We start from the raw sequence: 24,161 nt of genomic DNA, 5'->3' as shown, positions 1-24,161 counted from the left end.
CTGATGATTTTATTTTTTGTTGTCGGTCTTCTTATCGTTGGGTGAGACGATGCCGGTCTCGATCAAACCGGCGATGGCCGTTTGATCGAAGCCGGCCTCGCCCAGGATTTCGCGGACATGTTCACCGAAGCGCGGTGGCCGCCGTCCCGCGCCGCCGGGCGTCTGCGCAAGTTTTATGGGAATGCCGGGCGCGCGGTGGCCTTCGCTTTCGATCAGCATGTCGCGGTGCGCCACATGCGGCTGCGCGAACGCCTGCGCCACATTGTTCACGGGCCCTGCCGGCACGCCCGCGCGCATCAAATCGCGGCAGAGATCGTCGGACTTGAAGCCGGCCAGCGTGCGCTCGAGTTCGGCGCGAAGGGATCCGACGTGCTTGAGCCGGTCGGCGTTGGTCCGGAAACGCGGATCGTCGAGAAGGTCTTCGCGCGCCACCTTCTGGCAGAAACGGCGGAACTGGCCGTCGTTGAGGATCCCAAGGAAAATCTCGCCGTCGCTGGCGGCGAATTTGTCGTAAGGCGCGATATTGGGATGGGCGCTGCCGAGCCGGCCGGGGACGACGTCCGAGCAGAGCCAGTTGGCTGCGTGCGGAACCAGCAGATTGAGCGCGGTGTCGAACAGCGTTACCTCGACGCGCTGGCCCATTCCGGTGCGCTCGCGCGCCGCCAGCGCCAACAGCACGCCGGTGAGCGCATTGTATCCGGTGACGTAATCGACAATGGGAACGCCGACGCGGGTGGCGCCGGATTGCTGTGTGCCGTTGATGCTCATCAGCCCGCACATCGCCTGCAGTACGGCGTCGTAACCGGGCAGCCCGCCGAGCGGCCCATCGGCCCCGAAGCCGGAGATGGCGCAGTACACCAGCCGCGGAAAGCGCGTGGACAAAACATCAAAGCCGATACCCCAGCGCTCCATGGTGCCGGGCAGGAAATTCTCCACCAGCACGTCCGCATCTCTGAGCAGGGCTTCGAGCACGGCGCGCCCTTCCTCGCGCGAAAGGTCGAGCGCCATGCCGCGCTTGCCGCGGTTGACGGCGCTGAAATACGCCGCCTGCCCGGCCGCATCGAACGGCGGCCCGAGACCACGGGTCTCGTCACCCGCCGGCGGCTCGATCTTGACGACGTCGGCGCCATGATCGGCCAGCATCTGCGTGCACAATGGCCCGGCGAGCACGCGCGACAGATCGACGACCTTGAGGCCGGTCATCGCTCCGCGCGTGAGCTCGTTTGCGGGCATGGTCAATGGACCGTTCGGTTGTCAGGACGCGTGATCAGGTGCGGCTTGGCAGTTCCACGATGCCGGTTCCGAGGACCGATACTTCATTGTCCTGGTTGTGGGCTTCCTGCTCGATCTCGACGAGGTGACGTCCGCCCTCGACGAATTTGCGCTTCACCTTGCCCCTGATGAACAGCAAATCGCCTTCGGGATTGTGCCGTCGGATCTTGCAGGTCGCACGGCGCAGGAAGCCGTCGTCGCCCATCCAGTTGGTGAGGTGATGGGTCAGCCAGGAGCAGCGTTCCGGACCATAGTCGTAGGCGCCGGGCGCACCGACCTCGAGCGCGAACTCCTCTTCCCAATGCACGCGCTCGGGACAGTCAGGAATATTGAAGCGGTTGGGAATACCGAGACCGCGGTGGGCGTCCTGCAGTTTCCAGGCGAGCTTGTTGGCGCGGATGTAAAGGCCGCCCCAACCCTGCGCATAGGCGATGAAGCCGGTGACCGTCATCGGTCCCTTGAACATCACGGGCAGCGCCTCACCCTCGGTGACGTCCTGCCAGTAGCGCTTGCGCGAACCCTGAATCCGCTCCTCGGCATAGAGCTTGTAGGCCTCGGCCAGTTCCTGCTCGCTGTAACGGCGCGGCGCGCGGGCCTTGACCTCCTTGTACTTGGTGCCCTGCTCGCGCGCGTGGTCGCGCTCGGTGCGGAAGCACCAGCTATCCGCCTCGGCGACGAGGTCGCCCTGCTGGTTGAAGAAATCGACATGATAGGTCTGCTGGATTGCGCGGCCGGCAAAGCGCGTCTGGTGCTCGACGAGGTCCTTCAGCTTGGCCTCGGTCGAAATCATGTCGTTGCGACGGACAGGCTTGTGCCAGGTCCAGTCGGCGCCCGACCACATCGCGTGGACACCGGGCAAACCGCCGACATAACCTGACACGATGCGGCTGGTCGAGAACAGGAAGCTCGGCAGCGCGATGATGCCGCCATGGTTGGTCTTGGCGGCGTAATCAGGGTCGCACCACAGCGGATTGTCATCGCCGATGCCATGCGCGTAGTGACGGATGTTGTCGCGCGTCGCCTCGTAGCACCATGGCTCGGCGGTGACGCCGATCGAGACGCCGATGCGCTTGCGCAGATCGTCGAGGCCGTCCTCGGTGATCTTCGGAAATCTGGTTTCAACGGTATCGAGCATGTGACGTTCCTTCCTTCAGGCTCTTGCCTCTATCTGGCTTCTGATTTCGTGATGGCCTGCTCGCGGTCGCGCAGCACCTTGCGGTTGACCTTGCCGGCCGGTGTCTTGGGCAGTTCGGTGACGAAACTGACGACGCGCGGATATTCGTGATGGCTGAGGCGCTGGCGCACGACGTCCTGGATCTCGTGCTGGAACGCCTCATCGCCAGCCCGGTCGGTGACGACGAAGGCTTTCACGACTTGCCCGCGCAGCGGATCGGCGACGCCGATCGCGGCCGCCTCACGCACTTGCGGATGCTTGAGGATCGCATCCTCGATTTCGACGGCGCTCATGGTCCAGCCGGCGGAGATGATCACATCGTCGGCGCGGCCGCCGTGATAGAAGTAACCGTCCTCGTCGATGCGGCCGAGATCCTTGGTCGCGATCCACTGTCCGTGGCGCCAGACCTTCAGTTCGCCGGCGACGCCGGGCGGGCATTGCCGGCCCTCGGCATCGTGGACCTCGACGCGCCCGCCGGGAATCGGTTTACCCAATGAACCGGGCTTGACGACGAAATCGCCGGCGCCGGGATAGCTCACCAGGATCACGCCGATCTCGGTGGTGCCGTACATGCTGCAGGCCGGCCGGCCAAAAATGTCCTCGACGAACGAAGCGGTCTCGCTGTCGATCGGCTCGCCGGTGAAGGACAGTTTCTCGATGGCGTAGCGATAATTCGGCGCCGCGCCGGAATTCCGCATCATGCGATAATGCGTGGCGGCCGCCGAGATGTTGGTGAACTGGTGCTGCTGCAGCGCCGCCAGCAGCCGCTCCGGATTGAACTTGCCGGCATAGGCGCCAATGGTGATGCCGAGCGCCAGCGGCGCCAGCGTGCCGTGCCAGAGACCATGGCCCCATGCCGGCGACGACGGGCAGATGAAACGATCGCCAGGACGAAGGCCGGTGCCGTACAGCGCCGCCACCATCAGCGTCACGATCGCACGATGGGTGTGCTTGACCGCCTCGGGAAGCTCGCGCGTCGTCCCCGACGTATATTGGAACAGCGCCAGCGCGTCGGCCGCCGTGTTGGGCGTAAAGTGCGGTGAGAAGCGCTCAAGTCCTTTCAGGAACGCATCGTCGGCGACCACGATTTTCGCTTCCATGCCGTCCAGGCTTGGCGCCTTTTCGGCGTTCGTCACAATCAGTTGCGGCGTGCAATCGTTGACGCGCAGCTTGACGCCATCGGGTCCGAACAGCGTGAACAAGGGCACGGCGACGGCGCCCGCCTTCATCGTGCCGAACACCGCCACATAGAACGCCCGCGACGGCTCCAGCATGATCGCCACGCGATCGCCGGGCTTGACGCCCTCGTCTTCCAGATAATGGGCGAAGCGAGACGAGGCTTCCGAGATCTCGCGAAAGCTCAACAGTTCATCCGGCCCGTCGGCGTGAACGACAATGACAGCCGGATTGGAGCGCCCGGCATGCCGGTCGATGCATTCATGGGCGATGTTCAGGCGTTCGCGATTGCCCGCGAATAGTTCCCAGAGTCTGGCGGAGGAAAATTCCGCCTGCGCATCCGCGTAGCTCGTGAAGTAGATCAGCTTGGTCATGGCGGCAAAATACCGAAGTCGAACTAATTGTCAAATAGCGTTTATGATTGTATATATACAATCAATCTCGCCTCGTTGTTGCGCCGCAATCATTGTTGTACAGAGACAATCATGCCGAATCCCAAATCGCCGCGGGTCCGCGCGGTACCTGCCGTCACCCGCGCCATCGCCATTCTGCGGCTGCTAAGCCGCAGCCGTTCGCCGCAAAGCCTCAAGGCGATTGCGGAGAGTCTCGAACTGGTGCCCAGCACCGCGCTGCACATCGCGCGCGCGCTCGTTGCCGAAGACCTGCTGCAGGTCGATCCCTTGACCAAGCGCTACAGGCTCGGTGTCGGCATGCTGCCGCTGGCGCGCGCCGTGCTCGAGAACAGCGACTTTCCGAACCTGGTGCGGCCGAAGCTGGATGATCTCTCACACCGCTACGGCGTCATGGCGATCGGCGTCGAAGTGCCCGACCTCGACAACATGATCGTGATCGCCCTTGCCCGCAGCCAGGCGCCGGTGCGCCTGCATGTCGATGTCGGAAGCCGGTTTCCCGCGCTGATCAGCGCCACGGGGCGATGCGTCGCCGCGTTTTGCGGGCAACCGCAGAAGGAGATCGAGAAGCGATTTCGCCTGCTGCGCTGGCACAATGCGCCGAGCTACGATTCCTGGCGCAAGGAAGTCGAACAGGTGCGCCGCCAGGGTTTCAGCATCGATCGCGGCAATTACATCGACGGCGTCACCATCGTGGCGGTGCCGGTTCTGAACAGCCAGGGCACGATCTCGCACACGATCGCCGCCGTCGGCCTCGGCAGCCAGCTCGATCGTGCACGCTCGCTGGCGCTGGCGAACGACATGGGCATCGCCGCGCGCGAGGTCGCCGCACAGCTGCCGCCGCAGTTTTAGCGACAGTTTACGGAATCATCTGCAGGCGCCCAGATCTGCTGCCTGCGCTCAAGTCCGCGCAGGGCAAACGTGCCGACCAGCTGCAGCGGACGCGCACAACGTTCTGCGAACGTATCGGAGACCAGCACAGGGCGGCCTGCGTCGTCGCACAGTTCCTCGATCCGGCTGGCTTCGTTCACCGCGCGGCCGATCACCGTGAAGTCGAGCCGCCGGCTGGTCCCGACATTGCCGTAGACGACCTGACCGAAATGCAAGGCCAGATGGACCTCCAATTGCGGCAGTCCCGCCTGGCGACGTCGCTCATTCAAGGCACGGTTGGATGCCAGCGCCCAGTCCGCGGCATCCAGCGCAACGCCACAGGTCGCGCACGGCTGATTCTTCGGATCCGACACCGGAAAGATCGCCAGGAAGCCGTCTCCCATGAATTTCAGGATTTCGCCGCCGCAGCGCGTGACGGGCTCGCCAATGGCATCGAAGTGCTCGTCCAGCCAACCGACGACCTTCACAGGATCGTCCTGGTCCGTGAGGGTCGTGAAGCCACGGAAATCGGCCAGCAGGATCGCGGCGGCAACCGTCTTGCCTTCACCGCGGCGAATATTGCCTTCGAGCACCCGCGTGCTCGTCTCCGAGCCGAGATAGGTCGCGAGCGCTTCCTGCAATGTCCGCGAGAGGCTGAGTTTGCAGATGGCAAGCCCGAGCGCGGGAAGTACTTCGTCCAGCACAGCCATGTCGTCGTCGCTGAAACCGGACGGCGCATCGGTCGCGAACGAAATGGCTACGCCTTTCAGCGCCGTTCCCGGCGCGAACCAGATCAGATGCAGGACATAATCGGTGCCGCCTTCCGCGCGCAGGTCGAGAAGTTCGGGAACAGCGCTTGCGGCATTCAGATCGTCCCCAAGACGCCATCGGGCGAAGGTCCGGCCGTCGGCCAGCAACGCGTGGAGCGGACTACGTTCGAACGCGTCGAAATCCTCGTCGCCATAGCTTGCGGAGGCCAGCGATGCGCCGCGGTCGCTGTGCCAGTCGAAGCTGAACCCGCGCACGGACGGATCGAGCGCGTTGGTCACCACGCTCATGCGCCAGAGTGGCAGCGCCTGATTGCGCAAGGCCTTGCAGAAACCATCGAGCAAAGCGACGCCGTCATCAAGTACCGTCGCTTGTTCGGTGATCCAGCGAACGATCTGCCGGGTGCACGGCTTCTTGCGGCTATGACTTCCAACGATCATCTGAGGATCTGCGAACCGTCGGGACTGCGTGGCGAATGAAGGAAGCCGGCCGATACGATGTGTCATCATTGCAATTGCGCCATCAGCGCTTCGGCGCCCTTGTCGATCCCGGCCTCCGCCGCCGTCAGCCGTCCCACGCTGGCCTTGACGTCATACGGGCTCGGATATTGCTTGGTGACGAACGCGCTGAGCAGGCGTGACGTTCCCGCGTCGAAGATTTCGACGGCATAGACGACCGAGCCTGTCAGCGATCCCTCCCCGTCACGCGCGGTCTGCACGCCGTTATAGACCAGGCCGGCGACATCGAACCGCGACAGCGTGCCGAGCACCGGCGTGTTGGCGACGGCCCCCGTCAGCGTCAACCGCACGCGCAACGTGTTTGGCGCACGCTGACTTGTAAGCGTGAAGCGGCCGCCCAGCTCTTTCGCGAACCGCGTCCGCATATAGTTCGCGAGCGTGGTCTTGTCGGTTCCGGACAGCTCGCCGAATTGCTGGTCCGGACCCCGGTAGATCACGACCGGATCGAGAATCACCTTGTTGTAGGGGCGCCAGTCCACGTCGGTCGAGTAGCGATACGGAATTCGCCCGGACGGATCGGATGGATTTGGCGCGAGATAGGACGATGAAGCCATTTCCGAATAAGGGATCGGTGTCACGCTGGCGCATCCGCTCAAGGCAGCAGCAAGGGCCAGGGCCGCCAGACGGCGGTCCGCTCGCGAGAGGGCAGACATTTCAAACTCCAGTTTGGATATGTTGGGTAAGCGTCAGCGAAGCAGATCGAAACGGCGCGAATTGAATCGCCGGTTCTATTTTGCGGCTCTTGCCATTGTCGGTGGATTCGCCTGCGCCCACTCCCTGTCCGCCCTGGGACCGGTTGGATCGCCGGTCATACCGACCAACTGGCCGGGCAAGGCATTCGTGGTCTGGGTCCAGGTCTGGGTGGCGCACAGAATCGACAGCATGCAGCCGGTGACGTTGAGGTCCCTGGCGCCACGCGATAGCGAGATTTCGTAGCTCTTGCCGTTCTCGGCATTGTAGATCTGACCGTTGAAACGTCCTTCAGCGACGGGCTTGAGACCCAGGATCAGCTGGTGACCGAGAAGTGGCCGCGACCGCTTCGCGGGGTCCGGATTGTTCTGATCCTTCAGCGGCTGCCCGTTCGCGTCCACCGGCTCCTTCATCCAGACGATATAGCCGCAAACCTGTTCCAGCCTGGCACCGCAGCGCTCGATGCGAACGCGCGCGCGGCCGTCTTGCGTAAGCCAGGTGCCGCTTGGATCGGCCGCACCGGCGGCGTTGCCGGGCCCCGCGATCAGTATCTGAAAGAGTGCGAGCGCGGTGCGCAGTATCGTCCGGGAAATCAACGTCATCAGCTTCATTTCCAGTTCCTTTCGGGGGACGCAGGCGCAGGTTTCCGTTCGCCCCGAAACGGCTGCCGCCGCCCGAAACGTCCTGCGCGATTAATCAAACGATACCGTACTATTATACACTTCCGTAGCCGGGCGCAAGCCGGTATGAGAAGTATCTGACGATGCGACCGCGCAGCCGGACAGGCCGCGCGGGCAAATGCCCCGGAGAGAACCAGCTAGATGAATGTCACCAAGGCCAAGCCGGCCAAGACCGTGCGACGACACAGCGGACGGCCGACCAAGGAGCAGGCCGGACAGATCACCGGGCACCTTGTCGACGTGGCGACACGGCTGTTTTTGGAATCGAGTTTTGAGGCGGTCAGCATCGATCTCATCGCGGCGACGGCGCGGGTCTCGAAGCAGACCTTCTACGCCCGCTTCGCTTCCAAGGAAGAGCTGTTTGCGGCTGTCATCCACAAAGGGGTGAACGATCTCCTGGCGCCCGAAGTCACTGAATCCAGCCGCGACGCGCCGATCGAAGCAACCCTGGTCCGGATCGGCATCGAGCTTTCAAAGCGTGCGCTGGCGCCGGCGGCGATCGCGCTGGACCGGCTCATCACCTCAGAAGCGCATCAGTTTCCGGAGTTGGCCCTCGCCTGCCACGAGAACGCCAATCACGCGCGGGAGCTGATTGCCGACATTTTCTCCAACGCCATGCGCGACGGCCAGATCCGATCAACGACGGATGCGCGCTTCGCTGCCGAGCAATTCCTCTACGCGGTGGTCGATGGCCCCGCCCGCACCGCGATCCTCAGCGGCAAGACCGTCAGGTCAGAAAAGGACTTGCGTGAGCGCGTCACGGCCGCGGTCCAATTGTTTCTGGATGGATGTCGCGACTAGAGCCTGTTCCGTTCCGATTGGATCGGAACGGGGCTCTAGATTCTTTATTTGACGCGTTTTCTTGACGCGAACCGGTGTCCACTTCGCTGGAAAACGCTCTAGACGGCGCGGCCGTAACTCAGCGGCGCCAGACCTGATCCTCCCTCCAGCCGAGTTCCGCGAACTCGCCTGCGCGCAGCGGCGCCTCTTCCGCGGCAAAGAACTCGTCGAGCTGCGGCGGACGGACACCGGTTGCGCTCAACATCGCATGCGCCTGGCCGCGGTGATGGATCTGATGCTGGAACAGATGCAGCAGCAGCCGGTCCATTCGCTCATGCTGAATGCGACTGCCGCGGTGGACGTTGACGATGCGATCGAGATCTTCAGCGCCGAGGCGCTCGACGAAGGTGATCAACCGGCGGTCCATCTCGCCTTGCGCGTCGCGGAGAATGCTGACGGTTTCGCAAGGCTCCTCGTTGGCCCAGGCCGCGGGCCCAAGGGTGCCACCTTCCAGAGCATCGATGTAAAAGCGGTCGATGATCAGAATGTGATTGAGGGTGGCGCGCAGGCTCGGAAAGAAGCCGGTGCGCGGCGCGGTGAAATCCGCCTGCGAGAGCGCTGCACAGGCGGTCAGCAGGCGATGATTGGCCCAGCCATTGTTGTAGGCCATGGTACGAAAAGGAAGCACGGCATCCATCGCATCTGCTCCCGCCTGATGGCTCAGACCTTGACGAGGCGCACGCGCGTGCCCCAGGGGTCGGCGGCCTCGAGGCCACCGGCAACAGATGCGACCTGGACGCCGGCCTGACGCAGGCGTTCTTCCTTTGCCGTGAACAAATCCGCCTTCTCGATCTCCAGCGAAAACCAGGCGAGGCCGGTGGCCGCGTCGTCACGGCGGCCGGCGCCGGCACTTTGCCAGACGTTGAGACCGAGATGGTGATGGTAGCGCCCCGAGGACAGGAACGCGGCGCCGCTGCGCGCCCGCGTCGGATCGAAGCCGAGCGTGCCACGGTAGAAGCCGTCGGCCTTGGCGAGATCGCCGACGCGCAGATGCATGTGGCCGATGCGCAAGCCGTCCGGCGCCTTTGCATAATCGCTGACGTTGGTATTGGTGAGCGAGACGAGGTTGTCGATATCGAGCTGGTCGGTCCCCATCGTCACGGTGCCCTCGCTCCATTGCCAGAGCGAGGGATCGCGATCGGCGTAGACCTCGATGCCATTGCCCTCGGGGTCGTCGAGATAGACGGATTCGCTGACGCGGTGATCGGCAAAGCCCGACAGCGGCACGCGGTGGATCGCGGCATTGACCAGCCAGCGCGCAAGATCCTTGCGCGTCGGCATCAGGAAGGCGGTGTGATAGAGCCCGGCTGCGTTGCGGGCTTCGTTCGCGGCATCCGGGCGAGCCTCGAGCGCCAGCAATTTCACCCCGCCGGCGCCGAGCACCGCGCCGGTGGCCGAGCGTTCCATCACGGCAAGCCCGAGCACGTCGCGGTAGTAGTCCGCCACCACATCGAGCTTGCGGACCCGGATCGTCACCATGCCGATCCGCATCGGCGTGCGGTTGGCGAAAGTCGGCCCCCCGCCGCTGCCGCCCTGCTCGGCGCGCGCCGCGGCCGCGGCGGCCGCCGCGAGTGAGGAGGCGCCGGCGAGATGCAGCAAGGTGCGACGGGTCATATCGAGGTTCATGGTGAGCGTGTTACCTGTTTTCGGATGGGAATGACGGCGGTCTATCATATTTTCGATCCACGAACTGCCCGCCATAGGCGTGTTTCGATCACATCTACGTCGGCGGAATGGCAGTCACCCGGAGGTGACTAGGCTGCCCCCAGCGCGCGATAAATCCCGCGCTCGAACTGCCGGTAGGCCACCAGCGCCTGTTTGTCGACGAAGGGCAGGATCTGCATCATGATCACGCCCGCAATGCGTTTCTTCGGATCGATCCAGTAATAGGTATTGAACAGGCCGGCCCAGGTGAGACTGCCGGCCGCGCGGCCCTCGCGGACCGGATCGACATTGATCATATGGCCGAGCCCCCAGCGCAGATGGACGCCCGGGAAGAAATCCACGTCGTTTGAAAGTGCCGGATTGGCGGTCTTGAGAATTCCTGCTTCGATATTGCCGATCTGGTTGGTCGACATCATTGCGACCGTATCCGGCCGCAACAGGCTTGTGCCGCGAAAACGTCCGCCGTTCAGCAACGCCTGCAGCAAAACAAGATAGTCCGGCGCGGTCGAATAGATGCCGCCGCCGCCGGAAAAGGCTGATGTCGGGGCCAGCTTCTCGAACGGTTTCGGGACGAGCTTTCCGCCTGCGTCGCGCACATGCAGGCTGGCCTGACGGGCACGCTGCTGCTCGGTGATGACAAAGCCGGTGTCGTTCATGCCGAGCGGGCCGGTGATGTGTTCACTGAAATAGCGATCGATGCTTTGCCCGCTGGCGATCTCAACCAGCTGGCTGACATTGTCGATACTGCCGCCATAGGCCCATCGTGCGCCCGGCTCGAACATCAGCGGCCGGCGCGGCAGGGCCGGATCGGCCCGCGCCGCTTTCTGGTAGCGAACCACATTCGAATCCCACAGCGGGTAGCTGAAGCCGGATGTGTGCGTCAGCAGGTTGCGCAGCGTGATCGGCTTGTGCGCCGGTCGCAGCTGCGGAACGCCTTTGGCATCGAATCCCTCAAGGACCTGGGGCGCGGCAAGCGTCGGATCGATATTGGCTGATGGCTCATCCAGTTTCAGTTTGCCGCGCTCGACCAGCTGCAACGCGGCCACCGACGTCAGCAGCTTGACCATCGAGGCAATACGAAAAACCGTATCTGGTGACATTGGCATTGCGGCCGCGACATTGCGCGCGCCGAACGCGCCCTGATAGACGACCGAGCTTTCGTTCGCGGCCATCGCGACCACGCCGGGGATTTCCCTCGCCGCGACCTTCGCCTGCAACGCGGCGTCGATCGCCTCGCCGGAAACCGGCTTGCGGACAGGTGCGGCAAAGCCGGCACCAGGAACCAGGCTTGCTGCCGCAAGCCCTGCGCTCCGCAACAACGCATCACGCCGACTGAGCAGGCCCGCCATTCGTAGTCCCGAATCCCGCGCCGAGATTCGGGCATTCTAGACGCTTCGAAACCGATGACGCCAGTGGGCTAAACCGGCGCGGCGATGCCGCGCCGGCGCCGGCCACCTCTTACTATTTCCATTTCGCCAGATAGAAGCGCGGCAGCTCGTCCGAATAGGGGGTGAAGTCGAGCTGCTTGGAATAGCCGTAGGTCGTCACATAGGTGTGCAGCGGCGCGAAATAGGCCTGCTGGGTGATGCGCTGGATCACGGCCGAGTAGGCCTTGTTGCGCACTTCAGCGTCATTGGTCGATCCGCCCTCGATCAGCCATTTCTGCACGTCCGGATCGCGCGCATAATCGTCGGCGCCGCCGTCAAAGAAGTTCGGCAGGAAGGCCGAGACGTCATTGATCGAATAACTGCCCCAGGTGCCGAGATAGGCGCGCAGTTCCCCTGCCTTCGCGCGCTGTATCAGCGCGCCGACCTGGAGCTGGTTGAGCTTGGCGCGGATGCCGACCGCCATCAGATAGTTCTGAATCGCCGAGCCCCATTGCGGCAATATATAGCTGGCCAGATCGACTTCGAAGCCATCCGGATAGCCGGCTTCCGCGAGAAGCTGCTTCGCCTTGGCGGGATTGTAGTCGTAAAGCGTCGCGGCCTCGCCGTTGCAGCCGAATTGAGTCGGGAAGCAGGGAGCCCCCGGAACGCGGCTTCCGCCGGTGACGAGCTTGTCGGCAATCGTCTGCCGGTCGATCGCGTGCCAGATCGCCTGGCGCACCTTGAGCTTGGTCAAAGGATTGTCGGCGCCGGTGCGGCCGGCGGCGTCAAGCGAGAGATAGCCTACCCGCATTGACTCCTTGCGCACGGCCGCCAGATTCGGGAACTTGTTGACGCTATCGAACTGGTCGGGGTTCAGATTCCAGATCCAGTCCGCACGACCGGAGAGCAGTTCGGTCATTTCGGTGGCGGCATCCGGCACGAAGCGCACGCTCATCTTCTTGATCGCGGCTTTACCCTTGGGGCTGCCGGCCCAATAATCCTCGAAGCGTTCGAAGTCGATGGAGACGCCCGACTCGACCTTGGTCATCTTGTAGGGGCCGGCGCCGACCGGCGCCTTGGCATAGGCTTCCGCACCGACCTTCTCGCGATAGGCCTTGGGGTAGATCGGGACAACCATCGCGAAATAATCCAGCGCCGCCGGCGTCGGCCGCTTGAGTTTGACGCGAACCGACATGTCGCCGGTCTTCTCTGCCTTGTCGATCCAGTTGTAGTTCGCCGGGGTCGACACCTTGCTCGCGGGATCGGATATGAGATTGAGCGTGTAGACGACGTCATCGGCGGTGAACGCGCTGCCGTCGTGGAATTTGACGCCGGGCCTGAGCGTAAACTCGATCGTGGTCGTATCCGGCAGCTTCCACTCGGTGGCGAGCAGCGGCTCGACCTTGAAGGTTTCGGGGTTGCGGTAGACCAACCCGTCCCAACCCTGGTGGTGCATCACCACGCCAGTGCGCTCGTTGTTATAGTAGGGGTCGATGTTCGACAACGCGGCGCGCATCGTGATCCGCAACGTGTCGGCGGACTTCTGCGCCAGCGCCGGGGAAGCGCCGGCACCGACCAGTGCCGCCGCGAGGATCGCCGCACCAAATCTCAATTGCACGCCCATGCCGTCCTCCTTTGGTTCCGATCGCAAGACCGATTTCAAGCACACACTATGCCAGATGGCACTCTACCATTCCCTGGGGGGCGCGGACCATGGGCGTTGGTGCCACACGGCGGCAGCGTTCGACGGCGATGCCGCAACGCGGGTTGAACCGGCAGCCCGGCGGAATATTGGCCGGATCCGGCATGGCGTCGCCGAGGCCGATATCGGGCACGCCGCGGCCCGGCTCCGGCGTCAGCACGCTTTGCAGCAACGCCTGCGTGTAGGGATGACCGGGCGCACGAAACAACGCGTCGGTTTCGTTGCGCTCGACGAAACGACCGAGATACATCACCGCGACCTCGCTCGCGACATGCTCCACGACAGCCAGATTGTGGCTGATGAATAGATAGGTCAGTCCGAGATCGCGGCGCAGATCGGCGAGCAGGTTGAGGATTTGCGCCTGCACGGAAACGTCGAGTGCGCTGGTCGGCTCGTCGCAGATCACGATCCGCGGCTCGAGCACCAGCGCACGGGCAATCGCCGCCCGCTGGCGTTGCCCGCCGGAGAGTTGCGAGGGCATGCGCTCGCCCATCGCCGCCGAAAGCCCGACGCGTTCGAGAATTTGAGCGACCCGGCGCTCGATTTCCGCGCGTGAGAAGGTACCCTGGGCGGTCAATGGCAGCGCGACGATGTCCTTGATGCGGTGCCGCGGATTGAGCGAGGCGAACGGATCCTGGAACACCGGCTGGATCAATCGCGCCCGCGCCTTGCGGTCGAGATCGAACAGGCGCTTGCCGTCGACCAGCACGGTCCCCGCGGTCGGCTTCAGCAGCCCGAGGATCAGCCGCGCGAGGGTGGATTTCCCGCAGCCGGATTCGCCGACAATGCCGAGCACGCTGCCCGCCGGCACGCTGAAGGTAACGTCGTCGACCGCGATCACGCGTTTTTCCGCCGCGAACCAGCCGGCGTTGACCCGGAACTCGCACCGCAAATTCTGGACTTCGATCGCGACGCTCATGCGGGCTGCGGCTCCGAGAATTCCGGTGCGAGCCGGCAAAGATAGTCGTGCGCGCTACCTGCCTGGCGGCGCGGGATTTCGCGTTCGCAGCTGGCGTCGGCGTGGGAACAGCGCGAGCGGAACGCGCAGCCCGCAAAGCCGGGTCCAATCGCCGGCACCACGCCCGGGATCGAGCCGAGCGGCCGGTCGCGCTGCACCCGGCCCGGCACCGGCACGCAGGACAGCAGTCCGCGCGTATAGGGGTGTTGGGGGCTGCGGAACAATTCCGCGGTCGGCGCGCGCTCGACCACCTCGCCCGCATACATCACCGACACCCGGTCGGCGACGCGGGCGACGATGCCGAGGTCATGGGTGATCAGCAGGATCGCAAGGCCGAGTTCGCGCTTCAAGGTCGCCAGCAGCCGCAGGATCTGCGCCTGCACGGTAACGTCGAGCGCGGTGGTCGGCTCGTCGGCGACCAGCAGCTCGGGATCGCACATCAACGCCATCGCGATCATGACGCGCTGACGCAAGCCGCCGGAAAGCTGGTGCGGGAACTGGCCGAGCCGCATCTCCGGCGCGGTGATACCGACGCGGCCCATCAGTTCGACCGCGCGCTCGAGCGCGGCGGTGCGCGAGCCGCCCTTGTGGCGGGTCAGCACCTCAGCCATTTGCGAGCCGATCGTGAAGGCCGGGTTGAGGCTGGTCATCGGCTCCTGGAAGATCATCGAGATCCGATTGCCGCGCAGGCGTGCCATCTCGCGGTCGGACAGCGAAAGGAGGTCCGTGCCGGCAAAGCTCATGCGTTTGGCAGAGCGCCGGCCGCCGCGCGCGAGCAGGTTCATGATGGACAGCGCGGTCACCGATTTGCCGCAGCCGGATTCACCGACCAGGCAATGGGTCTCGCCCTTCTCGACCTGCAACGAGGCGCCGCGTACCGCCGCGCTGCGGCCGCCGAACGTCACTTCGAGATCCTCGATGTCAAGCAATGCGCTCATCGCGACCGCTCCGAGCCGAGCAGATTGCGCAATCCGTCGCCGACCAGGTTGATGCCGAGCACCAGGATGAACAGCGCGACGCCGGGCACCATGATCACCCAGGGTGAGAAGAACATGTAATCCTTGCCCTCGGCGATCATCAGACCCCAGGACGGCAGCGGCGGCGGCACGCCGAGGCCGAGGAACGACAGCGCCGCCTCGAGCAGGATCGCGAGCGCCATCTCCAATGTTGCCACCACGGCAAGATGGCTCGCGATGTTCGGCAATATCTCCTTGACCAGCAGATGCAACGTCGAGGCGCCGGCGCAGCGGGCGGCGTTGACGTAATCGAGGCCGCGAATCTGCATCGTGGTCGCGCGCGCCACGACCGCAAAACGGTCCCACAACAGAAGCCCGAGCGTTGCGACGACGAGGCCTAGCCCCGACCCCATCAGCCCGACCACCGCCAGCGCGACCAGCACCACCGGGATCGACAGCCGCGTGGTGATGGCGAACAGCACGGCGTCGTCGACGCGGCCGCCGAAGAAGCCGCCGAGCACGCCGAGCGTGATGCCGATCAGTCCCGACGTGATCACGGTCATGATGCCGATCAACAGCGAAATGCGCGCGCCGTACACCAGCCGCGCCAGATAGTCGCGGCCGAGCTGATCGGTGCCGAGCAGATGCCCGGCCTGAGTGCCCTCCATCCAGAACGGCGGCTTGAGGCGGTTACCGAGGTCCTGGGTGAAGGCATCATGCGGCACCAGCTGATTGCCTGTTATCGCGGCCACCGCGATGATGCCGACGATGACGATCCCGACCGTGAAGCCGGCCACGCCGACCCGCGACGTCAGCGGCGCATGGATTGCAATCGGTTCGCTCATCCGGTCCGGAGCCTCGGATCAAGCAGCGCATTGAGGATGTCGGAAAGCAGCGTGAGCCCGATATAGATCGCGGCCAGCACCAGCACCACCGCCTGTACGACCGGAAAATCATTCTTCGCGATGCTCTCCCAGCCAAGATAGCCGACGCCATGCAGCGCAAACACCGTCTCGATAACGATGGAGCCGCCGAGCATGAAGCCGAGCTGGACGGCGGCGATCGACACGACAGGGATCGCGGCATTGCGAAGCGCGTGCTTGAAGATGATGCGCGCGCGCGACAGGCCCTTGGCGCGCGCGGTGCGGATGTAGTCGGACGCCATCGCCTCGATCATGCCGGAGCGGGTCAGCCGCGTCAGCGCCGGGATTGCCGTAAAAGCGAGCACGATGCCCGGCATCACGAAGTGCTGCCAGGTTCCGGTGCCTGAAATCGGCAGGATGCCGAGATTGAGACCGAGCACGATCATCAGGATCAGGGCGAGCCAGAAGCTCGGGATCGCCTGCCCCACCATCGTGAACATGGTGACACCGCGGTCGAGCCAGGTGTTCTCGCGGACCGCCGCAAGGATGCCGAGCGGGATCGAGATGATCAGGGCCAGGCTCAGGCCCACGAGGCCGAGCGTAAGCGTGATGGGCAGGCGTCGTGCGATCAGGTTGGAAACGCTGTCCTTGAAGAAATAGCTCTGGCCGAAATCGCCGACCATGGCGCGGCCGACCCAGCTGAAGAACTGGACGTAGAGCGGACGATCGAGGCCGTAGGCCTTGCGAATGATTTCGACGTCGGCCTGCGTCGCGGAAGGCCCGGCGATTGAAATGGCAAGGTCGCCCGACAGCCGCGTCAGCATGAATGCAAGCGTCATCACCGTGAGCGCGACCAGGAGGCCGAGACCGAGACGCCGGGCAATCAGAAGCAGCATCGAGAAGTCCAATACCGAAACGCAACGAGAGTGTTCAGGTCGGTGTCCCCTACCCGAAGCGACCGCACGGTGTCATCAAACAGACCCTCCATGCAAGAGCACGACTTGCCACATGCAAGAGCCGCGCCGCGGCAACGAGCAAGAGCCGCGCCGCGGCAACGAGCAAGAGCCGCGCCGCGGCAACGAGCAAGAGCCGCGCCGCGCCGCGCGCAGGTTTCAGGGTGCGGCCTTGCCCGATGCAGCTTCAAGCGTCGCGTACGGCCACGCGAACTTCGGCTTGATTTGAGACCTTCAGGCGACTTCCGGGCTCATCAACGTCTCCAGCTTCGCCTTCAAGGCCGCGCCGTCGGCACACTGGCGCAGCGGTGGACGCACCCGTAGCCAGCCGGCGTCGCCGCTCTGCGCGGCGATAATTGCTTTCAACGTCGAGGGGAACGACGGCCCGCTGGCGACGACGTCGATGGCGGCCTGCATGCGCGCTTCCGCGCCGGTCCCGTTGATCATGGCCTGAACCAGGCCAGGCACGACATTGCCCATTCCGCAGATCGTGCCGGCGCCGCCGGCGGCGATGGCGCGGGCGATATCGGTTTCGTTGCCGACCGTAATCGCAAGCTCGGGCGCGGCGGCACGAAACGCCTGGAATTGCCTGAAGTCGCCGCTTGAGTCCTTGAGACCTGCGACGACAACGCCGTAGCGCTTGCGCAAACTGGCCGCCACCGCGACCGGCACGGCGACGCCGGACACCTGCGGGATATGATAGAGCGTGGCGCGAAGGCGGTCGTCAGCCACGGCATCGAAAATCGCGGCGAACGCATCCTCGATTCCCTCAGGCGTGACGTCACGGTCGAAATAGGGCGGCAGGATCAGCACATGGTTCAATCCCAGGCTCAGTGCCGAACGCGCCAGTGCAATGCTGTCGGTGATGGCGGGAAAGCCGCCGCCAAGCCCGATGCGCGACGACGCCACGCCGGCCTTGAGCAACGCCTCGACGGTCGCGATCCGCTCGGCCATACCGAATGAGGTGCCCTCGCCGGTGGTGCCGAACAGCACGACGCCGTCGACGCCCGTTTTGAAGAGGTTGAGGGCGTGCCCCGCGAGCTTCGCGTGATCCACGGTCCCACTGGTCGTCAGCGGTGTGGGCGCAGCCGCCCAAAACCCGCGAATTGCTGCTGTCATGACCTCTCCCATTGCATCTGGACGCCCCAAGCGGCATCCGCGTGGCCTTCTTGACTTCTGTTGTACCTTACATACAAGAACACCTCAACTCGGTATTGAGCAGGCCGCGCTGCCAAAAACGCATGGACGCGCGACGGACCAACAAAGGCTCCGCCATGGATGCGATGACGCGACCCGAACGACCGCTGGAGCTGCTCAGCGCCTTGCAGCTCAAACTCGGCGCAAAGGCGGTGCTGACCGGCGACGATATTCCCGCCCGCAATTGCAACGACTGGAGCGCGAGCCTGCCCCAAACACCGATCGCGGTGGTTCGGCCGCTGGACGCAGCCGGCGTATCGGAGGCGATCGCGACATGCCGCAAGGCGCAGCTGCCGTTCGTGCCGCAAGGCGGATTGACCGGCCTGTGCGGCGGTGCTTCTCCGGAACCGGGCTGGGTCGCCATTTCGCTGGAGCGAATGGTCGGCATTGAAGAGATCGATCGCGCCAGCTCGACCATGACGGTCAAGGCCGGCACGCCGCTGGAGACGATCCAGAAGGCAGCGGATGAAGCCGGCTTCTTCTTTCCGCTCGATCTGGGATCGCGCGGCTCCTGCGCGATCGGCGGCAATCTTTCCACCAATGCCGGCGGCAATCGCGTCATTCGTTACGGCATGACGCGCGAGCTGGTGCTTGGCCTCGAAGTAGTGCTGCCGGACGGCACCATCGTCACCAATCTCAACAAGCTCCTGAAGAACAATGCCGGCTACGATCTGAAGCATCTGTTCATCGGCTCGGAAGGCACGCTCGGCATCATCACGCGCGTCGTATTGCGGCTGTTTCCGAAACCGCGCTCGACTATGGCGGCACTCTGCGCAGTGGCGGACTATCCTGCGGTGCTTGATCTGCTCGACGCGGCGCGTGGCGGGCTCGGTCCGCTGCTGTCGGCGTTCGAAGTGATGTGGCCGGACTATTGGGAGGTGATTACGGCGCGGGCCGGCGTGCGCGCGCCGGTCGGCACCGGTCATGGTCTCTATGTGCTGGTGGAGGCGCAAGGCACCAATGAGAGCGTTGATGCGCCGCAGTTCGAAGCCTGGCTCGAAGGCCTGATGGCGCGCGGACTGCTGCTAGACGCCGCCGTCTCGCAATCGGTGGCGCAGACCAAGGCGTTCTGGGCGGTGCGCGACATCTGTTCGGAATTCGGCCAGGTGCTCGGCCCGCACATTTCCTACGATATCGGGCTTGCGGTGGCGCGCATGGATGAGTTCGTCAGCCGCTGCAAGTCAGCGCTGGCCACCGGCATCGCCGGATGCGAGAGCGTCTATTACGGCCATATCGGCGACGGCAATTTGCATCTGGTGTCCTGGGTCGCGGGCCTGCCGGTCGAGCGCCAGCCAAAGGAAGAAATGGACGCGATCATCTACGGCCTGGTGCGCGACCTGGGCGGCAGCGTCTCCGCCGAACACGGCATCGGAACGATGAAGAAAAAATGGCTCGGCCATGCGCGCAGCGAAGCGGAGATCGCGCTGATGCGCACGCTGAAAGCGGCGCTCGATCCCGATCATTTGCTCAATCCCGGAAAGGTGATCTGATCGAGGCGGAGGCAAGAGGGCCCATGAAATCGCTCAAGCTCGATGCACCGAAGTCGCTGTCGCAGCGGGTCATGCTGCGGCTGCGTCAGGCCATCATCGATGGCGAGTTCGGACTGGGTGCTGTCATTTCCGAAGAGATGATCGCGCAATCGTTCGGCGTCAGCCGAACGCCGGTGCGCGAAGCGATGGGTCTGTTGCAATCGCAGGGGCTCGTGGTGATCCGGCCGCAGGTCGGCAGCTTTGTCTTTACCCCGAGCGCTGCCGACATCTCGGCACTTTGCGCGTTCAGGATCATCATCGAGCCCAAAGCCGCCGAGCTCGCCTATCGTCATGACCGCGCCGGCGCGGTCGCGGCGATGCGGTCCGCGATCTCTGACATGGAGCAGGCGCTGGCGGCCAAGGACAACGTCGCCTATGGGCGAGCGGATACAGCAATGCATGAGGCTTTGTTCGCGCATTGCGGCAATCGCTATCTTGTCGAGTCCTATCAATTGGTATCGGGACGCGTGGCCGCGCTGCGCACCAATTTGAGCGCACCGGTCGACGTCCAGACACCGGCCTCGTTCGACGAGCACCGCAAGCTGCTCCATTTGTTCGAGCGCGGCGAACTCGCGGCTTTCGAGACGCTGATGACGTCGCACATCGCCAATTCAGGGCTGACCTACGCGCGGGCGCTGGAAGTTGCGTAGGCGTCCAGCCGCTGCATTGCTCAAGCAATCGGCGGACGCGCGGAGGCCCATGGACGTACGGCCTCGAACGCGGCGGACATTTGCAGCACGCCGAGATCGTCGCAGCGCCGGCCGACGATCTGCAGCCCGACCGGCAGGCCCGCACTGGTGAACCCGCAGGGAAGCGACGCAGCCGGATTCTGCGCCAGGTTGAACGGATAGGAAAACTCCGCCCACGACATCCAGTCCCACGGATGCTGCGGCCAATGGTCGGGCTGGAGCTGCGTGGCGGGGAATGCCGCAACCGACACCGCCGGTGTCAGGAGGAAATCCCAATCCTCGAAGAAATGGTGGATCTCCGCGCAATAGGCGAGTTTTGCGACCTTCATTTTCAGATAGTCTGACAGTGTGATGTGCAGTCCGGCCTCAAAGCATGCGACGAAGCCCGGATCCAGCCGGTCGCGGAATTCGGCGACGCGATCCGCGTAACGGCTGTAATGCGCCGGCCAGAAGAAGCGCGCCAGTTCCGGGCCCTTCGGTCCCCATGGCGTCTTGACCTGTTCGACGCGCCAGCCGAGCTCGGTTTCGAACGCCTCTACGGCCTTGCGCACCAATGCCGCCACATCAGGATCGACGCGGGCATGGCCGAGATCCGGACTGAATGCGATGCGCGGCGCGCGTGGCCTGCCCGCGAGCTGTGCGGGATAGTCGGCCGGCGGCCCTTCAAGGCTCGACTGATCGTCGGGATGGCGGCCGGCCATCACTTTCAGCATCAGCGCGGCGTCCGCGACCGTGCGCGTCAAAGGACCGAGATGCACGGTGTTGTCGCTCGGTGTCATCGGCGATTGCGGCACGCGGCCGTAGGTCGGCTTGATTCCGTAGACGCCGCAGAAATGCGCGGGCATGCGGATCGAGCCCGCGCCGTCACTGCCTTGATGGAGCGGGCCATAACCAGCGGCGGCGCCTACGCCCGCGCCCGAAGAAGACGCGCCGGCGTTCAAGCCGAGCTTCCAGGGATTATGCGTGACGCCGGTCAGCGGACTGTGGCTGACGCCCTTCCAGCCGAACTCGGGCGTGGTGGTCTTGCCGAGAATGATGGCGCCCGCGTTGCGAAGCCGCGCGACCGCGACGTTATCTGCGGGCGCGACCTCGCCGCGAAACAAATAGGTCCCGCGTTCGAACGGCATGCCGCGCACCGGTTCGAGATCCTTGATGGTCACGGGAACGCCGTGCAGAGGACCCATAGAGGCTCCCTTGGCAAGGGCGGTGTCGGCAGTTTTCGCGGCGGCCATCGCCTCTTCCGCCGCCAGATGGGCAAAGCCGTTCAGTTTGGGCTCAAGGGCTGTGATGCGCTCCAGCACCGTCGATGTGACTTCGACGGAGGATAGTTCTTTGGTGCGGATCGCGCCTGCCAGCTCCGTTGCCGGCGTGAAGCAGAGATCGACCTTGTCCATCGCTCAGCTTCCGCGTTTCGCGGTCACGGGCGGATCGTAGGCCTGGATCGGCGGCAGATTGCCGGTGAAGCGTTCCACCTCGGCGGTCGTCAGTTGCCCGGTGCAGCCCTGCGCCAGAGAGGACGTGCCGACGTCCCGCGTCAGCACGTTCGGGTTGCCGTGCACGCAAAGCGAGGCCTCTTCCTGGGGATCGGCGGGATCATACCAGGCGCCGGTGGCAAGCTGGATGACGCCCTGCCGGATGCCGTCGGTGACGCGCACGCCCGCAAGGCATGCACCACGCTCGTTGAACAATCGAATGATGTCGCCGTCGCTGATTCCGCGCGCCGCGGCGTCGATCGGATTCATGCATGCGACCTCGCGTCCGCGATGCTTGGAGGCTGCACTGTGGCCACCGAAGTCGAGCTGGCTGTGGAGCCGCGTGGCCGGCTGGTTGGCGACCAGGATCAGCGGCGCCGACGGCGCCGGCACTTGCACCCGCTCGAGCCAGGCCGGATGACCCGGACAGTCCGTCTCGCCAAAGCCGGCGATGGTCTCCGAGAAAATCTCGAGCTTGCCGCTGGGTGTCGGCAGCTTCGCTCCATCAGGATCTTCGCGGAAACGGCGCAGCTGCCCGCCATCGTCGGGATGTTGCGGCATGATCAGGCCATCGCTCTTCCAGAACTCGTCGAAGCTGGGCGCCGGCAAATTGCGCTCCGCCAGCCCCTGCCGTGTCGGCTCGTACAGATGCTCCAGCCATTGGCGGACGTTACGGCCTTCGGTGAAGGCTTCGCGCTTGCCGAGGCGTTCGGCGAGATCGGAGAAGATGGCGTAATCGTCCCGCGCTTCGCCAAAAGGCGGCGCAATCTGCTGCATCGGCACCAGCAAGGGATCGTTGGCGTTGGCGCCGATATCCTCGCGCTCCAGCGTCATGGTCGCGGGAAGCACGAAATCGGCATGCCTCGCCGTCGCGGTCCAGCCCAATTCATGCACCACCAACGTATCGACCTGCGCGAAAGCCTTCCTCAGGCGATTGATGTCCTGATGATGGTGGAAGGGGTTGCCACCGGCCCAATAAACCAGGCGGATGTCGGGATAGGTCCTGGTCTTGCCGTTGTAGCGATAGGCGCCGCCGGGATTGAGCAGCATGTCGGCGATGCGGGCGACCGGAATGAATTCGGTGACGCCGTTGCGGCCCTGCGACAGCGTCGGCGTCGGCACGGCGTTGTAGCGCCGTCCGTAATAGGCGATGGCCCCGAGCGCGTAGGCGTAACCGCCGCCCGGCAGGCCGATCTGCCCCAGCGCTGCGGCAAGCACCGCGCCCATCCAGACCGGTTGCTCGCCATGTTCGGCCCGTTGCAGCGAGTGCGAGACCACGATCAGCGCGCGGCGGCCGTGGAGCTGTCGGGCGAGCGCCACGATGGTGTCGGCCGCAACGCCTGATATCGCGGCGGCCCATGCCGCGTCCTTGGGCTGGCCGTCCGTCTCGCCCAGGACGTAACGCTCGAACACCGGCCAGCCAACCGTGAAGCGATCGAGGAAAGCGCGATCGTGCAGTCCCTCGACGACCAGCGTATGCACCAGCGCCAGCATCAAGGCGACATCGGTGCCCGGGATGTTGCTGATCCACTGCGAGCGGGCCTCGTCCGGCAAATCGCCGCGCAGCGGGCTCACATGGACGAACTGGCAGCCGCGCGCGGCGGCGCGCGCCATGGCGCCACGCTCGACATGCTTGCTGGTGCCGCCGCCGGCCACCATGCTGTTCTTCAGCGCCATGCCGCCGAAGGCGAGCACGACATCGCTATGCTCGGCAATCTGTTCCCAGGAGACGTTGCGCTTGGTCAAATCCTCGTAGTCGCCGATGATGTGAGGCACCACGACAGTGGCGGCGCCGGAACTGTATGAATTGACCGACTTGACGTAGCCGCCCATCGCGACGTTCAGGAAGCGATGGACCTGGCTTTGCGCATGGTGAAAGCGGCCCGCGCTCGACCAGCCGTAGGATCCACCGAACACCGCGCCCGGGCCATAATTATCCCGCACGCGGGCGAGTTCCGCGCCGAGCAGGTCCAGCGCGTCCTTCCACGACATCGGGACAAATTCATCACGCCCGCGGCGCGCGTCCGGCCCGCGCTTTCCTTCGAGCCAGCCGCGGCGCACCATCGGCTGCGCGACCCGCGCGCGATGACGCAAGGCGCCGGGAAAATTGTCGATGATCTTGTTCGGATCGGGATCGTCAGGATGCGGCCGAACCTCGAGTTCATCACCCCGCCAGCGCGCCGAAAACACGCCCCAATGCGACGAATGCGGCCGGAAAGATGCGTCGGCCGGGGAAGCGGGAGGGGTTTTCTCGGTCACATCGGTCATTCGAAATCTCTCATCGCCATTTGGTGCATGCCAGCACAAATCTGCCGCCGACAGTGTAGACCCATCGGGCGCTGAGAGTATTGCGAAATTAGGGAGAGAGGCCTGCTTGACCCGCGCCCCGGGCGAACGCCGCCGCGCGCGAGT

Annotated in this window: 21 protein-coding genes; 4 read left to right on the top strand and 17 right to left on the bottom strand. The window is 64.5% G+C overall.

Annotated elements, in window-relative coordinates; genetic code table 11:
• Positions 1-9 precede the first annotated feature (9 nt).
• The 3 genes from JQ597_RS06720 to JQ597_RS06710 are packed head-to-tail and all read right to left on the bottom strand — an operon-like array spanning position 10 to position 3,996.
• Positions 10-1,233, bottom strand: a complete 1,224-nt coding sequence (locus JQ597_RS06720; protein WP_212263521.1) for a CaiB/BaiF CoA transferase family protein — start codon at positions 1,231-1,233, stop codon at positions 10-12.
• 34 nt (positions 1,234-1,267) lie between these two features.
• Positions 1,268-2,407 (bottom strand): FAS1-like dehydratase domain-containing protein, encoded by a 1,140-nt coding sequence (locus tag JQ597_RS06715; protein ID WP_212263435.1) that lies wholly within the window; start codon positions 2,405-2,407, stop codon positions 1,268-1,270.
• A gap of 29 nt (positions 2,408-2,436) precedes the next feature.
• The gene (locus tag JQ597_RS06710; RefSeq protein ID WP_212263434.1) at positions 2,437-3,996 is read right to left on the bottom strand and encodes an acetate--CoA ligase; all 1,560 of its coding nucleotides are present in this window, start codon (positions 3,994-3,996) and stop codon (positions 2,437-2,439) included.
• 111 nt (positions 3,997-4,107) lie between these two features.
• On the opposite strand from JQ597_RS06710, the gene JQ597_RS06705 reads away from it, so the two are divergent.
• Positions 4,108-4,884: an IclR family transcriptional regulator gene (locus JQ597_RS06705; protein ID WP_212263433.1), complete on the top strand. Its 777-nt coding sequence runs from the start codon at positions 4,108-4,110 to the stop codon at positions 4,882-4,884.
• Here JQ597_RS06705 and JQ597_RS06700 read toward each other — a convergent pair.
• The 3 genes from JQ597_RS06700 to JQ597_RS06690 form a co-directional block, all read right to left on the bottom strand.
• On the bottom strand, positions 4,881-5,960 hold the full coding sequence (locus tag JQ597_RS06700; RefSeq protein WP_249147570.1) for an adenylate/guanylate cyclase domain-containing protein: 1,080 nt from the start codon (positions 5,958-5,960) through the stop codon (positions 4,881-4,883). The genes JQ597_RS06705 and JQ597_RS06700 overlap by 4 nt on opposite strands.
• Before the next feature lie 215 nt (positions 5,961-6,175).
• Positions 6,176-6,841 (bottom strand): DUF3313 domain-containing protein, encoded by a 666-nt coding sequence (locus tag JQ597_RS06695; protein ID WP_212263431.1) that lies wholly within the window; start codon positions 6,839-6,841, stop codon positions 6,176-6,178.
• A gap of 75 nt (positions 6,842-6,916) precedes the next feature.
• Positions 6,917-7,489, bottom strand: a complete 573-nt coding sequence (locus JQ597_RS06690) for a DUF2147 domain-containing protein (protein ID WP_349628793.1) — start codon at positions 7,487-7,489, stop codon at positions 6,917-6,919.
• A 210-nt stretch (positions 7,490-7,699) separates the two neighbouring features.
• Between JQ597_RS06690 and JQ597_RS06685 the strand changes: the two genes are divergently transcribed.
• Positions 7,700-8,359 (top strand): TetR/AcrR family transcriptional regulator, encoded by a 660-nt coding sequence (locus JQ597_RS06685; RefSeq protein ID WP_212263430.1) that lies wholly within the window; start codon positions 7,700-7,702, stop codon positions 8,357-8,359.
• 118 nt (positions 8,360-8,477) lie between these two features.
• Here JQ597_RS06685 and JQ597_RS06680 read toward each other — a convergent pair whose 3' ends face one another.
• From JQ597_RS06680 to JQ597_RS06640, 9 genes are all read right to left on the bottom strand, one after another.
• Positions 8,478-9,035 (bottom strand): DinB family protein, encoded by a 558-nt coding sequence (locus JQ597_RS06680; RefSeq protein ID WP_212263429.1) that lies wholly within the window; start codon positions 9,033-9,035, stop codon positions 8,478-8,480.
• Positions 9,036-9,058: 23 nt separating this feature from the next.
• Complete coding sequence (locus JQ597_RS06675; RefSeq protein WP_212263519.1) at positions 9,059-10,024, bottom strand: VOC family protein; 966 nt, start codon at positions 10,022-10,024, stop codon at positions 9,059-9,061.
• Between the two features lie 128 nt (positions 10,025-10,152).
• Positions 10,153-11,412, bottom strand: a complete 1,260-nt coding sequence (locus JQ597_RS06670) for a serine hydrolase domain-containing protein (RefSeq protein ID WP_212263428.1) — start codon at positions 11,410-11,412, stop codon at positions 10,153-10,155.
• Between the two features lie 112 nt (positions 11,413-11,524).
• Positions 11,525-13,054 (bottom strand): ABC transporter substrate-binding protein, encoded by a 1,530-nt coding sequence (locus JQ597_RS06665; protein ID WP_212263427.1) that lies wholly within the window; start codon positions 13,052-13,054, stop codon positions 11,525-11,527.
• A 46-nt stretch (positions 13,055-13,100) separates the two neighbouring features.
• A complete protein-coding gene (locus JQ597_RS06660) occupies positions 13,101-14,051 on the bottom strand; it encodes an ABC transporter ATP-binding protein (RefSeq protein ID WP_212032730.1) in 951 nt (316 codons plus the stop codon).
• A complete protein-coding gene (locus JQ597_RS06655; RefSeq protein WP_212263426.1) occupies positions 14,048-15,028 on the bottom strand; it encodes an ABC transporter ATP-binding protein in 981 nt (326 codons plus the stop codon). The genes JQ597_RS06660 and JQ597_RS06655 overlap by 4 nt, the downstream gene beginning before the upstream one ends.
• Positions 15,025-15,891 carry an ABC transporter permease gene (locus tag JQ597_RS06650; protein ID WP_212263425.1) on the bottom strand — a complete coding sequence of 289 codons (867 nt, stop codon included), beginning with the start codon at positions 15,889-15,891 and terminating at the stop codon, positions 15,025-15,027. The genes JQ597_RS06655 and JQ597_RS06650 overlap by 4 nt, the downstream gene beginning before the upstream one ends.
• Complete coding sequence (locus JQ597_RS06645) at positions 15,888-16,805, bottom strand: ABC transporter permease (RefSeq protein ID WP_212263424.1); 918 nt, start codon at positions 16,803-16,805, stop codon at positions 15,888-15,890. Before JQ597_RS06645 ends, JQ597_RS06650 begins: the two co-directional genes overlap by 4 nt.
• Positions 16,806-17,096: 291 nt before the next feature.
• Positions 17,097-17,981, bottom strand: coding sequence for a dihydrodipicolinate synthase family protein (locus JQ597_RS06640; RefSeq protein ID WP_212263423.1), 885 nt, complete (start codon positions 17,979-17,981; stop codon positions 17,097-17,099).
• Between the two features lie 155 nt (positions 17,982-18,136).
• Between JQ597_RS06640 and JQ597_RS06635 the strand changes: the two genes are divergently transcribed.
• Both JQ597_RS06635 and JQ597_RS06630 read left to right on the top strand, forming a co-directional pair.
• Positions 18,137-19,549: an FAD-binding oxidoreductase gene (locus JQ597_RS06635; RefSeq protein WP_212263518.1), complete on the top strand. Its 1,413-nt coding sequence runs from the start codon at positions 18,137-18,139 to the stop codon at positions 19,547-19,549.
• A gap of 23 nt (positions 19,550-19,572) precedes the next feature.
• On the top strand, positions 19,573-20,238 hold the full coding sequence (locus tag JQ597_RS06630) for a GntR family transcriptional regulator (protein WP_212263422.1): 666 nt from the start codon (positions 19,573-19,575) through the stop codon (positions 20,236-20,238).
• Positions 20,239-20,258: 20 nt separating this feature from the next.
• On the opposite strand, the gene JQ597_RS06625 is transcribed toward JQ597_RS06630, so the two are convergent.
• Both JQ597_RS06625 and JQ597_RS06620 read right to left on the bottom strand, forming a co-directional pair.
• A complete protein-coding gene (locus JQ597_RS06625) occupies positions 20,259-21,671 on the bottom strand; it encodes an amidase (RefSeq protein ID WP_212263421.1) in 1,413 nt (470 codons plus the stop codon).
• 3 nt (positions 21,672-21,674) lie between these two features.
• Positions 21,675-24,017 carry a molybdopterin guanine dinucleotide-containing S/N-oxide reductase gene (locus JQ597_RS06620; protein WP_212263420.1) on the bottom strand — a complete coding sequence of 781 codons (2,343 nt, stop codon included), beginning with the start codon at positions 24,015-24,017 and terminating at the stop codon, positions 21,675-21,677.
• Positions 24,018-24,161 lie beyond the last annotated feature (144 nt).

The organism is Bradyrhizobium sp. AUGA SZCCT0177 (assembly GCF_018130125.1).
GTDB lineage: Bacteria > Pseudomonadota > Alphaproteobacteria > Rhizobiales > Xanthobacteraceae > Bradyrhizobium.
The sequence above is the reverse complement of the archived record's forward strand: the minus strand, read 5'-3'. Positions and strand labels throughout refer to the sequence as shown.